General features: G+C 70.3%; 3 protein-coding genes and 1 pseudogene. All 4 read right to left on the reverse strand.

Annotated features, from left to right (window positions below; genetic code table 11):
* Window positions 1-12,953: lonely Cys domain-containing protein (locus tag CCN51_RS47550; RefSeq protein WP_143676140.1), on the reverse strand; the 12,953-nt coding region annotated here is incomplete at its 3' end.
* A 4-nt stretch (window positions 12,954-12,957) separates the two neighbouring features.
* On the reverse strand, window positions 12,958-13,371 hold the full coding sequence (locus CCN51_RS47555) for a hypothetical protein (protein ID WP_014173167.1): 414 nt from the start codon (window positions 13,369-13,371) through the stop codon (window positions 12,958-12,960).
* The gene (locus CCN51_RS47560; protein WP_014173168.1) at window positions 13,368-13,841 is read right to left on the reverse strand and encodes a YbaB/EbfC family nucleoid-associated protein; all 474 of its coding nucleotides are present in this window, start codon (window positions 13,839-13,841) and stop codon (window positions 13,368-13,370) included. The genes CCN51_RS47555 and CCN51_RS47560 overlap by 4 nt, the downstream gene beginning before the upstream one ends.
* Window positions 13,842-13,905: 64 nt before the next feature.
* Window positions 13,906-15,765: pseudogene (locus CCN51_RS55445) on the reverse strand (AAWKG family protein); the annotation flags it as partial.

Raw genomic sequence — 15,765 nt, forward strand, 5'->3', positions numbered from 1 at the left:
GCGGCCTGGACGGGCGCGGCCTGGACGGGCGCGGCCACGGTGGGCCGGCCGAACCAGGACACCAGCGCCGAGCGGGCCACGTCGAGGCAGTTGAGCTGGCGCGCCGGGTCGGCCCAGCCGCCGTTGAGACGCCGCACCCACGGTGCGCCACCGGCGTCGGTGAACAGGGTGTTGTAGGGGAGCCTGCGGTTCAGCTTGCGGACGGGCGCGGCCAGCCCGAAGTGGGCGCCGCGCGGGTCGGGGAAGCGCTGGTACGCGCCGTCGGACGCGACCGGGAAGACGTCGCGCAGCCGCCGCTCGTCGGCCTCCGACGGCCGGTCGAGGCCGCCCGACTCCCGGTCGTACGGGCGGATCGCGCGCAGGCTGTCCGTCGACGGGCCGGTGAGAACGGACGTGGACCCGGGCCGGTCGGCGTCCGGAACCAGGGCCGGGGCGGGGGCCGGGGTCAAGGCCGGGGCCGACATGCCCGGGCGGCCGGGGCCGCGGGTGGCCACCTGGCGCGGGCCGCCGCGCCGGTCGTCGAGCGTGAGGGTCAGCGTGTCCAGGCCCGGTCCGGTACCGGACCGGCCGCCCCGGTGCTCGACGACCTCGACGGTGAAGTCGTCGGCGGTGATGTGCTGTCCCGGCGAGCCCTCCTGGAGCCGCTCCAACTCCGCGTCCAGATGGCTCCTGTACAACGCCTCGATCGCCGCGGCGCGCGCCTTCCCGGCCTTGACGGACCCGCGGCCGCCCCTCTCGTAGGTGATCTCCAGTCTCGGCAGCGGCAGTTGGTGATCGGTGTTCCACACCCCGGCCCTCGCCGCCACGCTCGCCGGGTACCTGACGATGTTGGCCGCGTCGGCGGGCGCCTCCGTGACCCCACTGGCGAAGGTGATGGGCACCGGGTCCGCTTCGTGGCCGCGGAGCACCACGCCGGTGATCGGGTTGACCATCCGCGAGGGGGCCTCGCTCAACAGGCCCGCGTAGACGTCATGCACAGACTCGCCGGGACGCTGTGCGTACATCCGCATGTACCACTGGCGCTCGCCGGGGATGACCGGTTCGACCTTCCCGAGCCAGAACGCCGCCCTGTTGATGGCGACTTCCAGCGCCAGCTCCGCACGCGCGCGCTCCTCAGAGCCCTCGGGTGCCGCGCTCACCGCTTCCTGGGCCTGCTCCGCCCCGATCAGGGCCAGCGTCAGATCACGGTAGTCGCGCACCTCGGCGAGGTACTCGTCGATACCGGCGGCCTCCTGCCGCTCGATCTCCTGGCGCAGTTCCGCCGCCGTCTCCCGCAGCTTGTCAGGACCCAGGCTGTTGAGGTTCGCCGCGATGGCCGCGCGGCGCCGGTCCGCCCGCGCCGACCTCCGTGCGCGGTTCTCCAGAGAGATCTGGTGGGTGCCGTCCTCGCTGGCGAGGACCACGCTCAGGAAGTGGTAGCCGACACGGCCGCCGCCGGGCTGTTCGCCGGGTTTGGCGTGGTTGTGCTCCAGGCTCGGCCGGCCGTCTGCCCCGGGCGCGGCGATGGCCTGCATCACATACCCTTCGCCGACATCGGCCCAGGCGTGCTCGTTGACCCCGATACGCCGTCCGGCGTCCGACAGGGCATCCCGCCGCGGGTCCGCGGGCTCGGCAAGGCTCAGCGCGCTGCCGTACGACTGACCGGGCAGCGGACCGTCGTACCCGCCCATGGGCCGGTCGTCCCGGCGCAGCACGTCGGCCGCCCACTCCGGACGCACCGCGTCCGGCGGGGTCTCGCCGTCCGCCACCCGTGCCAGGGCTTCGGCGAGGTAGTGGGTCCCGGTGGTCTCCCCGCCGTCGGAGGCATCGACCGGAGCGGTGGCCACCTCACCGCTCCGGGGATCTGAGAGGACCAGATGCGATGTGGGGTGACCGCCGGACACCTGGTCGGCGAAGTCCCGGCACACCTCCGTGGTGGACTCCCCGGACTCCCCGGTGCGGGTCATGAACACGGGGGTGATCCGGAACAGTTGCCTGCTTCCTCCGTCGGGGGTGGGAAGGATGACGCTCAGGTCGTCGTCGATCTCCAGCCGTATCCCGCTGCCCGCGCGCGCCAGTTGGACCGAGGAGCGGGCGACGGCCTCGGCCGTCGCGAAGACCTGCTGTCCCAGCGCGCTGTCCTCCACGGCGAGCGTACGGTCGGCGGAGATCCGCAGGGCGGGCCGCTCGGTGGCGAGGATCTCGGCGTGGTCCTGCACCGACACCGCGAACTCCGGGGGATCCGCCCGCCGGTCGAACGCGCGGGGCGCGCGCCAGTCCCCCCGGGTCTCCCCGGGCCTGCGGAACAGCACGCCGTCGCCGCGGTTGTCCACGACGGTGTAGTCCGTTGTCGTCAGCGGCCTGGCCCGGCGCGCGTCGGCCCCGTCGCGGGGAGCGGGGTCCTCGATGTCCGCGTCGCTGTTCCTGCCGCCATCCGCGTCGCTGTCGCTGTCACCGTCGCTGCCCAGCGCGGCGTCCATGTCCGCCCGGAACGACGCGAGGGCCGCCTCACTGGTCAGCTGGTCCGGGGGGACGGCGAGGGCCAGCGAGCCGAGACGGCGGAAGTGCCCGACGTCCACCTCGCTGTCGGCACCGAGGTCCAGGACCCGCCGGGCCAGGTCGTGGATCCTGCCGAGCGGGTCCGGGGACGTGCCCGGCCGCCCCGCGCCCGCCAGGGCGAGCCGGCGCAGCGCCCCGGCCGCGGCAATGAGTGCGTCGGACGAGTGGTGGTCCATGTCGCCGGTCCCGAAGAACAGGTGCAGCGACCACAGGTCCTCGATGTCCTGGCCGGGAGCGGGGGGCGGGGGCAGCGACACGCCCCCCTCGCTGGACAGGTCCACGCCCCCGTCGCTGGACAGGTCCACGCCCCCGTCGCTGGACGTGTCGCTGGACGTGTCGGTGTCGCTGGTGCCGGTCTCCATCTCCGGCAACAAGCCACCGGGTGCCGGAGTGGTGGCGGTGTGCTGGGCCACCAATGCCATCGGGCCAAACGGGGCCGGAGCGTGCGGCTGCGGCCTGTACACCTCCTCCACCTGGTCCCAGAACGCGCGGAAACCCTCCCACAGTTCGTTCTCCGCCTCCGCGTCGTTCCAGAGCGCCCGGAAATCCTCCCAGAGTCTGTTCTCCGCCCGCGTCTGCACCAACGGGTTCGCCGGACCCGGGCCCTGTGGATCCCGGCCGAACAGCCGCTCCAGAATCGGCACCAGGGCCGGCTCGTGCCTCCGCACCCAGGCCACCCCGTTGTTCCGCGACCGCCCGGTGTACGCGTCCGTCCCCGCGTTCAGCCCCAGATACGCGTTCACCGCCTGCGCGAAATACGCGGACTCGCTTGTGGAGGAGTAGTTGTCGGTCGGGTTGCCGGCCAGGTCCCGCCGAATCCCGTCCGGCCACCGCACATGGAGCGGATCGAAGCTCCGCGGCGGGTTCAGCTTGGCCCGATAGGCGTCCCTGACGACCTGTCGTTCACCATCATCAAGCAGATTCTCGTAGTGGCCGAACAGCCGCTCCAGAATCGGCAGCAGGGCCGGCTCGTGCTTCCGCACCCAGGCCGCCCCGTTGTTCCGCGGCCGACCGGTGTACGCGTCCCTCCCCGCGTTCAGCCCCAGATACGCGTTCACCACCTGCGCGAAATACTCGTGCTGGTTCGTCGAGGAATAGTTTTCCGCCGGCTTACCAGCCAGGGTCCGCCGAATCCCGTCCGGCCACTCCACATCAAACGGATCAACATCCGGCGGCGGGTTCAGCTTCGCCCAATAAGCAGCGTCGATAACCAGCCGGTCAAAATCATCAAGCGCGTTCTCATGGATCGTGTGCGCAAACTCGTGATCGGGCGTGGAGTACCCGTCGAACTGGGTTTCCGTACCCGGCAGAACCGCGAACTCACCGAGAAGATTCTCCTCCGGCACGGCCGTGTCACGAATACCGCCCGCGCCCCGTATCAAGTCCCAGGTACGCGGGTCAGCCGGGGAGACCTGCCACCCCGCGAGGTGCCGGAACGCGCTCAGTGCGGTCATCGCCACGTCCTTGGGCACCACCACAACCCGATTGCCACTCTTCAGCAGCGTGGCCGCCACCTGCGGATTGACCAGCATGCGCGCCATCCGCGCCCGCGCCACCCGCCCCGCCGACACCGGCTGATCCGGCAGCGGCTCACCAGGACCGTCCTGCACCACCACCATCAACTGAGCCGCCGTCTCGGCGAACTCCACCACGGGCAGACCCTGCCGCAACGCGTCCACCCACACCGGATTCGACGCCAGTTTCCGCCGCTTGTCAGGCGACAGCGCCGACAACGCCAGGAACCGCTCCCCCCGATCCATCCCCAGCAGACGCGACCCCAACTGCCCCACCGGACCGGCCACCCCACCGAACACCACCGCACGCGGCAGACCCTGGCCCGCGGCACCAGGCTGGGGCAGCCCCACCGAACCCGGAGTGGCCGAACCCGAAGTCGGGGGAGCCGCGTGCGCCCCGTAAGACGACGGCTCCGCGGCCCGGTACGCCTCCAGCAAGTGGCCCAGCAGATTCGGGTTCAGCGTCGGGTCCCAGCCCATCTGCCCGGCATAGCCCGCCGCGACCCGCTCCAGCTCCGCCGCCGTCAACGGCCCCATACTGCGCGCCAGCGCCTGCCGCTCCAGCGCCCCGAAACCCTGAAGCAGCCACTCGAACAACCCGGCCAGCGCGGGATTGCTGTCGATATCGATGCCGTGGATCTCCCGCATCGCCCGCACCCACCGCAGCACCCGCGTCGCCCGGTCCGCCACGTCCCCCGGCAGCCCCGCCCGGTCCGCCCACGCCGACAAGGTCTCCGCCAACGGCTCCGGGGGGAGTTCCTGCCACTGGAACACCGGGGTGTCCGGATCATCCGCCTTGGCCAGAGCCGGCGGATTCCCGTTCCCGAACACGTCCAGTCGCGCGTCCGAGGTGAACGCCGTCCGCCGGTTCCTGGTCCCCACGACCTGCGCGCCCGACACATACGCCAGCCGGTCGGCGCCCACCGGCAGCCTCCCCAGCCCACACCCCACCAGCCACACCGGCCAGTCCGCCGGAATGGACATCGTCGCCATCTGGCGTTTGAGGAAGCTGCTCAGCGCCTGGCTCCACACCATGTGGTTCTGTCCCGTGCTCGCCAGGGGGAACGCCGCCTGGGTACCGAGGCTGTGCACCACCACGACGAACGCGTCGGTCAGCCCCCGTGGCAGGCGCCGCACGGCACCGTTACGGTGCCCGCCGGTCCCCGGCACGTACTCGTTGTGATCGAAGTAGTGCTCGATCTGCGACACATTCCGCAGTTGCTCCTCGCGTTGCGCCATCTCCCTGGGGTTGAACAACGCGACCCCGATCAGCCGCTGCCCGTCCGACCTGGGCAGCGCGAACGCATGCACGTCGGTGTCCAGGAACTTCGTACCGTCCGCCGCCGTCAGCTCCCGCGGACCGTCCAGAAGCTGACCCGGATCGCTCGGCAACCACGCCCCCACGGGCGTCGACCCCGGACGCGTGGCCGCGAGCACCACGCGCTGCCTGGACGTGCCGTCGCCCGCCGGCTCCCACCGGTAACCGCCGTACGTGGACCACACCCGCCCCCCGATCCAGTCGGCCATCAGCCGGGGCAGCCGCCTCAGACCCGCGCCCGCCTCCGGCATCAGCAGCACCACCGGAGCGCCCGCCGGCCGCCGGGGGTCATGCTTCACCAGCTCGGCCAGTTCCGCGTATGTCACCTCGGACGGGTTGCCCTGCCCGTCGCGCACCACGACCATGCCCGCCTCGCCACCAGGCTCCACCACCACCACGTACGGCGACCCCTGCCACGGGGGCAGTGTCCAGCTCAGACCGCCCGGCCCCTGCCGCCCCACAGTGTCCAGCAGCAGATCCAGAAGCTGCCCGGTGAAGTTCCGCCCCAGGAACCGGCCGTCCGGGCCGACCAGCGCACTCGCATCCCCCAGCAGCCCCGTCCCTTGCAGCCGGTACGCCGCTACCGCGGCCAGACTCCCCGCGCGCCCGTCCCGGTGCGCGGCGGCCACCACCGACAGCGCCTCGGCATACCACCTACGCGTCATCCGCTCCGCAGGGCCCAGGCGCAGAATCCCCCGCGCGATCCGCTCCAGAGCGGCTTCCCCGATACCGGACCGCGGCCCCCCCGCCTCCAACACCTCGAATCCACGCACCATCACCTCGTACTGCGGGTCCTCCGCCACCCGCGCCCCGAACACCGCACGCAACACCTGCGGCACACCCGACGACCGCCGCCGCGGACGCGAAGACCCCTCCCCCGGCGGCGCGGGCAACGGCCCGACATCCTCAGCGGAACCCGAACGCCGCCCGGGCGCCGGGGTGGTGGCGGTGTCCTGGGCCACCGGTGGCACCGAAGCCATCGGGCCCGCCGGTGTCAGGGCATGCGGCTGCGGCCGGTACACCCCCTCCACCTCGTCCCAGAAGGCGCGGAAGTTCTCCCACAGTTCGTTCTCCGCCCGCGTTTCCTCCCTCGGGTTCGCCGGACCCGGGCCCTGCGGATCCCGACCGAACAGCCGCTCCAGAATCGGCACCAGGGCCGGCTCGTGCCTCCGTATCCAGGCCGCCCCGTTGTTCCGCGAGCGGCCGGTGTAGCCGTCCGTCCCCTCGTTCAGCCCCAGATACGCGTTCACCGCCTGCGCGAAATACGCGGACTCGCCTGTGGAGGAATAGTTGTCGGTCGGGTTGCCGGCCAGGTCCCGCCGAATCCCGTCCGGCCACCGCACATGGAGCGGATCGAAGCCCCGCGGCGGGTTCAGCTTGGCCCGATAGGCATCCTGGACGACCTTCCGCTCAGCATCGTCAAGCAGATTCTCGTAGTGGCCGAACAGCCGCCTCATAATCGGCAGCAGGGCCGGCTCGTGCTCCCGCACCCAGGCCGCCCCGTTGTTCCGCGGCCGACCGGTGTTCATGTCCGTCCCCGTGTTCACCCCCAGGTACGCGTTCACCGCCTGCGCGAAATACTCGTACTCGTTCTCCGAGGAATAGTTGTCGACCGGATCGCCATCCAGGTCCCGCCGAATCCCGTCCGGCCACTCCACATCAGACGGATCGACGCCCCGCCGCGGGTTCAGCTTGGCCTGATAGGCATTCTTGATGGCCTTCCGGTCGGAATCACCCAGCGCGTGCACATGGAGCGCGTGCGCGAACTCGTGATCGGGCGTGCCGTAACCGTCCGCATGATTTTTCGCATCCGGCACACTCGTGGCCTCACCGAGAAGATTCTCCTCCGGCACCGCCACGGCACGCGCATCCATGACGCCCCGTCGCGTGTCCCAGCCAGGCTGCCCCGCATAACCCCGGAACCGGCGCAGCCGGGTCATCGCCACGTCCTTGGGCACCACCAGAACCCGCGCACCGCTCTTCAGCAGCGCGACCGCTATCTTCGGATTGACCAGCATCCGCGCGGCCCGCGCCCGCGCGACCCGCCCCGCCGACACCGGCTGATCCGCCATCGGCTCACCCGGGCCGTCCTGCACCACGACCATCAACTGGGCCGCCGTCTCAGCGAACTCCACACCGGGCAGAGCCCGCCGCAGCTCGTCCACCCACACCGGATCCGACGCCAGCTTCCGCCGCTCGTCAGGCGACAGCAGCGACAACTCCCGGAACCGGTCCTCCGCCGACATCCCCAGCAGACGCGACTCGTCCTCCCGCACCGGACCGAACGCCACCTCACCATCCTGGTGCCCCCGCCCCAGCACACGGGACACGTCCTGGGGCCCCAGCCCCAGCACACCGGACATGTCCTGGCTCTCGGCACCGGGCTGGGGGGGCTCCCCGGTTTCCTGAGCCTCCGCGGCCCGGTACGCCTCCAGCAACTGGCCCAGCAGATACGGGCTCAGCGTCGGATCCCAGCCCAACTGCCCGGCGTACTCCCCCGCGGTCTGTTCGAGCCCCGCCCACGTCAACGGCCCCACACCCTGCGCCAGCGACTGCCGCTCCAGCGCCCCGAAACCCAGGAGCAGCCGCTGGAACTCCCCGGCCAGCCTGGGATTGGTGTCGATATCGAAGCCGTGAACCTCCCGCAGCGCCCGCACCCACCGCCGCACCCGCTCCTCCCGGTCCGGCACGTCCCACGGCAGTCCCGCCACGTCCGCCCACATCGACAACGCGGGCGGCCACGGCTCCGGAGGGAACTCCCGGTACCCGGACTTCGGATTGTCCGTGTCGTACACGTTGGCCAGATACGGCGTGTCCGCGTTTCCCCTCACAATCTGCTTGCCTTCCGAGGCAAGCGCCGTCCGCCCCAGCCTGGTCGCCACATCCTGCGCGGCCGGCACGTACTCCAGCCGGTCGGCGCCCTCCGGCAGCGTCGCCAGTCCACGCCCCACCAGCCACACCGGCCAATGCGCCGGGACGGACGCGGCAATCTGGCGCCACAGGAACGCGGACAGTTCCCCGCTCGTCACCATGTGGCTCCGCCCCGTGCTCTTCCGGGGCATCCCCGCCTCGCCGTCCCCCACCACGACGATCGCGTCGGTCAGGCTCCTCGGCAGAGGCAGAAGGGGACCCGTAGTACTGATCCCCTCGTACTCGAACTGGTCGGCGTAGTGACGAATCCGCGACACGTTCCGCAGATCACTCTCACCGGCGGCCATATCCCTGGCGTTCAGCAACGCCAGTCCGGTCAGCCGCTGCCCGTCGGACGTGGGCAGCGCGAACATCTCCAGGTCGCTGTCCGGGAACGTCGAACCGTCCGCCGCCGTCACCTCCCACGGACCGTCCGGAAGCTGACCCGGATCGCTCGGCACCCACGCCCCCACGGGCGCCGACCCCGGATTCACCGAGGCGAGCACCACGCGCCGCCTGGACGTGCCGTCGCCCACCGGCTCGAACCGGAGACCGCCGTACGTGGACCACACCCGCTCCCCGAGCCGAGCGGCCATCAGCCTGGGCAACGCCCTCATGCCCGCGCCCGCCTCCGGCATCAGCAGCACCACCGGAGCACCCGCGGGCCGCCGGGGGTCGTGCGCCACCAGCTCCGCCAGTTCCTCGTACGGCACCTCGGTCGAGTTGCCCTGCCCGTCGCGCAGCACGACCAGGCCCTCCTCGGAACCGGGCTCCACCACCAGCACGTACGGCGGGCCCTGCCACGGGGGCGGCGACAACTTCAGACCGTCAGGATCCTGCCGCCCCACGTAGTCCAGCAGCAGGTCCAGAGCCTGCCCGGTGAAGTTCCACCCCTGGAACCAGTCGTCAGGACCGGTCAGCGCACTCGCATCACCCAACACCCCCGCCTTCTTGTGCGACCAATACGCCGCCACCGCGGCCAGACTCTCCGCACGCCCGTCCCGGTACGCGGTCGCCGCCACCGACAACGCCTCGAAATACCGCCCACGCGTCATCGGCTCCGAAGAACGCAGGTGCAGGATCCCCCGCGCGATCCGCTCCAGATCGAGGCCCCCGGTGCCGAACCGCGCATCCCCCCTGCGCGCCAGCTCCAGCGCGGCCAGCCCGCGCATCATCACCCCGTACCGCGGGTCCTGCGCCACCTGCGCCCCGAATGCCAGACGCAACACCTGCGGCACATGCGACACACGCGGCGGCCCCTCCCCCGGAGCCGGCGGCGCCGGCAACGGCCCGACCGCCTCAGCGGCACTCCGGCCGGTCGGTTCCTCGTCCGGGCGCGCGTCACCCACCGCCACGGACTCATCGTCCGACGGACCGGAGGGATCGGCGGGGCCGGACGCGGTGGGCACCGACGACAACGGCGCCGGGGCCACCGGGCCGGGCTCCGGAGCCGGCGCCACCGTGCTGGAGGTGGTGGGAACGCGGGGCGCGGGCGGCGGCGGGGCGGACGGGCCAGAGGACTTCGTGGGGGCGCCGCGCAGACGCTGCCGCAACCCCAGCCCCGTACGGAGGGTGTCGGCCAGGGCGACGCCCGACGGCGCGTCGGGGCCGTGCGTCAGCAGGTGCTCGGCGACCTGGCGCACCGCGTCGCGGAAGTCGCGCCCGGCGTGCCGCGAGTCCGCGAGCACCGGGTGCAGCTCCAGCGGCAGCACCAGGGAGACGGCCTTGTCCCAGGCGCGGCCTGCGGCCAGCTGCTCCGGTCCGTCCGGTACCCCGGGTATCCCGCCCGCGAAGTCCGTGTACGCCGACTGCCAGATGCGCCGGGTGGCGTTGGCCGCGGTTTCGTCGAGCGGGGCGGGCCAGGAATCGGACCGCACCATCTGGAGCTTGACGTGGTCCACCGGGGCCAGATCCAGATCGAGGTCGCGCACCGGAAACCGGTCCATGCCCAGCGCCGTGGCGGTCTGTTGCTTGGGGCCTGGCGTGACGCCCGCGTCGTTCAGCTCGGCGATGGCCACGTCGTCGTCCGGGTCGAGCAGAGGCGGGTTCTCGGGGAGGTCGTCCGGGGTGACCTGCTGGGCGATCCACTGGCGCTGCGCGTCGTCGCGGTGGACGACGGGCACATGCCGCGACCGCTCGTTGCCCTCGGTGCCCTCCTGTCCCGGGGTGCCCTCCTGGCCCGGGGTGTACGGGTCGCCGTGCGGGTCGATGCCGAGACCCCGCAGCCGCGCCGCCGCGTCGAGCATCCGCCCCCGCGCCTGCTCGGCCCGGTGCCCGGCGTCCTGGTGCGCGGCGGTGTCGGCGCTGGTGCCGACACCCGTGTCCAGCCGCTCGCCGATGGTGTCCACGTCGGTCGCGGCGGAGCGGAAGGAGTCCAGCGCGTCCTCGTAGTCCTGCCGGGCGCGGTCGATCTCCTCCTGGTCCGGGGGCGCCGGGGTGGCCGGTGACTCGCCCCGGTCGGCGGGGTCCGTGTCGGGCCGGGTGTCGCTGTCGGTGTCCGCGTCGCGGTCCGCGTCGATGGCGGAGTCGGCCGACGGGCCACCGAACGTCTCCGTGTCCGGGCGCGGTTGCTGCTGCTCGGCGCGGGGCCCCTGGCCCGGCTGAGGGGTGCCGGAGCCGGAGTGCTGCCCGGACGAGGACGAGTGCGGAGTGCTGGCCGGGCTCTGCCCGCCGCTGTGGGAGACGGGGGGCGGAACCGCGCCCGTGTTCTGGCCCGTGGAGGTGTTCTGGCCCGTGGGGGTGGATTCGCCGTTCTCGCCGAAAGCCCCGTCGAACTCCGCGTCCGGGTTCGAGACCGTGGGGGTGTGCGCCGCCGGCGGCGCCGGGAGGCTCGACGAGTTCGGCAGGCCCGAGGTGCCTGGGAGACCCGGGGTGTTCGGGGAGCCCGAGGTGCCCGGCAGACCCGAGGTGTTCGGGAAGTCCGAGGTGGCCGGGGAGCCATCGGGGCCCGTCTGGAACTCCTTGTTCCCCTTGAAGTCCTCGACGCCCTCGGGCGTCGTGAGACCGGACCCCCCGGAGTAGGAGCCCGTCGGCGGCAGGTTGCTCCCGGCGGAGCCGGGCAGGTTCAGCGGCGGGCTCTGCGAGGTGGTCTGGAACCCCTTGCCTGCCGGGAAGTTCGCGTGGGGCACATACGACGACGAGGAGCCCCCGCCGGTCAGCGCCGATGAGGAGTTGTACTCCGGGATGTCCGAACCGACGGAGTCGGAGGAACTGGCGGAGTTGATGGACGCGGTGTCGTCGAAGACGGAGTCGGCCGAGGAGTTGGAGGAGCCGTACGAGTCCACGGAGTAGGTGTCGGAGTCGCGGTACCCCGGCGTGAACGAGCTGTTGTCGCCGTACAGCGAGCTGTTGTCTCCGTACAGCGAGCTGTTGTCCTCGTACAACGAGCTGATGCCCTCGTACAACGAGTCGTTGTCCCGGTACGACGAGCTGTTGTCCCCGTGGGTGGGGATGTCTGCGGACGTTGTGATGGGGAGGGAGGACTTCGGGAGGTCCGGGCCCGCGCCGGAGCGGGAACCGGAGCCGGAATCGGAGCCGGAATCGGCTGGGGAATCGCTCCCCGCCCCGTCCCGGAGAGCAGCTATCGCATAGCTCTTGTTGATGAAGTCGGTGAAGATGTTCCCGTTGGGGAATGCCTTGCCGTGCAGCCAGCCGGCGCCGGACCCCAGCGCATTGCCCGCGCCCATCTCCGCCACGGCGCTGGTGCCGGAGAAGACGAACGTCTCCCACTTGAAGGCCCAGTTGCCGTGGAGTATCCCCGTGACGACCACCTCGGCGAAGCCCTCGCCCAGACCGTGGGAGACGAACGTCGCCACGAAGTCGTAGGCCATGTTATTGACCCGGCCGGGCTTCCCAAAGATGTGATCAAGATCCGGTGAGTTGAAGTCGATGTCCTTGAACGTGTTCCGGAAGTCTCTGTTGAACTTGCCGAAGATGTCCTTGTCGAAATTCTTCTTGAAGAAGTCCGATATGCCGCTCTTGAAGTATTTCGCCGCGCCCTGGAAGACGTCGATGAAGAGACCGGTCATGAAGCCGAAGAAGAAGCTGTCCCGGAGGTTGGTCCCGTCGATGCCGTTCGGCCTGCGTGCCGGGGGATTGATGACGAGCTGCGCCAGGTTGACCACGAGGGCCTCGATCATCTCCTGGACCGCCTCCAGCAGGGCCCCCCCGATGGGGAAGAAGTTCAGCAGGCGCTGCATCGCCATCAGGATGCCGAGCGCCGCCCGCGCCCTCACCAGTGCTGCCATGGACAGCGAGGCCCCGCCAGTGAAGAAGGACATCGCCGCGAGCGCGGCCAGCTCGATGAGCATCATCGTGATCTCGGCGATGATCTCCCAATGCGCCTGCTGGATCTTCATCGACTGCTGGGCCCGCTCGTTGGGCAGGTCCATCCGGAGCTTACCGAGCAGGTCCCCGATACCGTTCGATCCGTAGGAGCCGGTCAGCGGCTCCATGGCCTTGGTGAGCGCGTCCCCGACTTGCTTCGGAAACGCGTTGGCGACATCCGACAGGGCGTCCCGGACACTGTCTATGAACTCGACCAGGTTGTCGGCGAGATCGGGGAACTGGTCCTGGCTGTCCCACGCCAGGTTCGCCCTGGCAGCGATCGGCTTGTCACCGATGAGGATCTGGATCCACATCGCCTCCTCGGGGGTGTAGGTGATCTCCTCCATGGGGTCAGTGCTTTCCGCCGCCGGACTCGTCGTCGCCGGACCCGTAGCCGCTGTCGTCGGACTCGTAGCCGCTGTCGTCGTCGGCGATGCGTTCCTGCTGCTCGATCAGCTCGGTCACGTCGGCATGAACGGCCTTGACGCTGTCGAGACTCTCCAGCAGCGCGGAGTGCGCCGCCGTTATCGCCAACCCGAGCGACTTGATCGTTCCGATGAGCGTCTGCGTTGTCTTCTCGTCGTCGGGCTGGGTCTTCTCGTAGTAGTCGTCCGGATGGCTGGAGTCGCCGTTCCAGAGCTTGTACCTCTCATGGTCGGCCAGGTACTGCCCCTCCAGGACCCTGGCTCGGTCCCCCAGACCGGCCAGGCCGTTGAGCGCTCCCCGCATCTTGCCCAGGTTCATGTCGTAGGTGTCGTCGCTCATGGCCGCCCTCCGGGAACATCCGGGTCCTCGTGGATCTCGTCGCGCAACCGGTCGCTGGACGACCTGCCGCCACCCGCCCGGCGGCCTCCCTCGAACGCCGACCCGAAGAGCCGGTCCCAGTCGACGTCGATGTCCCGGGACCCCGGGACATCGGGATTCGCCGCCATCAGCGGGCGGAAGGTGTCCATCACCCGCTGGGCGACCTGCTGACGCCCCCGCTGGGCCGCCTCCAGCACCGAGGCGGCCAGTTGCGGTCCGGTCATGCTCAGGTACTTGTTGTCCAGGAACGTCAGCCCGCTCAGCTCTCCCTGCGGGCCGATGGTGACCTCGACCGCACGGTCCCGCGAACGGGCCGTCACGTTGTGGTCCGCGAGGTCCTGCTCGGCGCGGGCGATGGCGGCCCTCGTGGCTTCGAGGTGGGCCCTGGCCTGATGGATGCGTTCCGCGTACGGATCGTTCAACTCGCTCAACGGGTGCTCCTCGGGCTGGTCGGGCTGGCTGCACGGTTTTCCGGAACGACGGCGCGGCGGGGGCTCATCGGCCGATCACGGCCGGCGAGCCACCCTCGTCGCTGCCCCACACGTCCTCGTCCTCCGGCACCCACGACTCGCGCTCGCGGTCGTCGGTCTGGGTCGCCACCTGGCCGGGCGACCCGGCCCCGCCCGCGCCGCCCATCGGCGGCATGAACGGGGTGCCGCCACTGGTGATCACGTTCTCGCGCTCGTCGAGGAGCCCGCCACCGGGGCGGCCGGGCCTGGGGGTCGCCCGGCGGTTGCTGACCACATCGCCGCTGTCGATCACGTTGCGGACCCGCTCGGAAGGGCCGCCCTCGCCACCGCCGCCGCCCCCGCCGCGGCCGGGCATTGTTCCGGGGTTGAGGGGCATGCCGCCGCCCATCGGTGCCCCGGACTGGTTCTGGTTGCCGGCGTTGGCCGCCGCCTGGTTGTTGCCGTTGCCGTTCTGGTCACCGGGCGACTGGTACGGGTCCTTGTCCCACAGCTCCTCCTCGTACGAGGACGGGTCGTACAGCGAATTGGAGTTGCCGCTTCCGCCGCCCCCGATGTTGCCGAAGTTGGATCCGGGGGACTGTTGCTGGAAGTCCGGGAGTGAGTTGCCGCTTCCGTTCAGGTGCCCCGTGACCGACTTGCCGTCCGGGTCGGTGATCGAGGTGCCGCCGGTGTCCGGATCGATCGTGGTCTTGCTGCCGTCCGGGTACTCCGTGACGACCTGCCCCTGAGGATCGATGTGCGACCTGCTGCCGTCGGGGTTGTTGAGGACGTTATCGACGTTGAGCGGCCCGGAACGCGTGTGGCCGTCCGGCGTGGTGATGCTGGAAGTCTGGTTGTCCGGATCGATCGTGGTGGTGTGACCGTCCGGGTACTCCGTGACCACCCGGCCGTGAGAGTCAATGTGCGACTCGCTCCCGCCGGGGTTGTGCAGTGAGTCATCGCCGTTCACCGGCCCCGTGATCAGGTCGTGTGACATCGGCGGCAAGTTATCGCCGTTCAGCGCGCCGCCAATTTGGTTGAGCGCCTGCTCCTGCTGTTTCTGGTACTGCTCTTGCTGCTGCTGGTACTGGTCCTGCTGGTATTGCTGCTGTTGTTGTTGCTGCTGGTACTGCTTGTCCTGGTACTCCCGCTGCCGCTGCTGGTACTCCTCGTCCCTCTTCTGCTGCTCTTCCTGTTGCTGCTCCTGCCGCTGTTGCTGCTCCTCCTGGTACTGCTGTTGCTCCTTCTGGTACTGCTCCTGCTTCTTCTCCTGCTCCGCCTGCTTGGCCTCGGCCTCCTTCTCCTTCTGTCCCTGCTCCTTCTGGAGCTGCTCCTGCTCCTTCTCCTGCTCCTTCTGAAGCTGCTCCCGCTCCTTCTCCTGCTCCTTCCGAAGCTGCTCCTGCTCCTTCTCCTGCTCCTTCTGAAGCTGCTCCCGCTCCTTCTCCTGCTCCTTCTGAAGCTGCTCCTGCTTCTGCTCCTTCTGCCCCTGCTCTTTCTGGAGCTGCTCCTGCTCCTTCTCCTGCTCTTTCTGGAGCTGCTCCTGCTTGGCCTCCTGCTCCTTCTGAAGCTGCTCCCGCTCCTTCTCCTGCTCCTTCCGAAGCTGCTCCTGCTCCTTCTCCTGCTCCTTCTGAAGCTGCTCCTGCTCCTTCTCCTTCTGTTCCTGCTTGGCTTCCTGCTCCGCCTGCTTCTGCTCAGCCTCCTTCTCCGCCTCGGCCTGCTTCTGCTCCTGCTCTTGCTGCTGCTGTTCCTGCTTGGCTTCCTGCTCCGCCTGCTTCTGCTCAGCCTCCTTCTCGGCCTCCGCCTGCTTCTGCTCCTGCTCTTGCTGCTGCTGTTCCTGCTTGGCTTCCTGCTCCGCCTGCTTCTGCTCAGCCTCCTTCTCCGCCTCGGCCTGCTTCTGCTCCTGCTC

The organism is Streptomyces milbemycinicus (genome assembly GCF_002154605.1).
In the GTDB taxonomy this organism is placed as follows: Bacteria; Actinomycetota; Actinomycetes; order Streptomycetales; family Streptomycetaceae; genus Streptomyces; species Streptomyces milbemycinicus.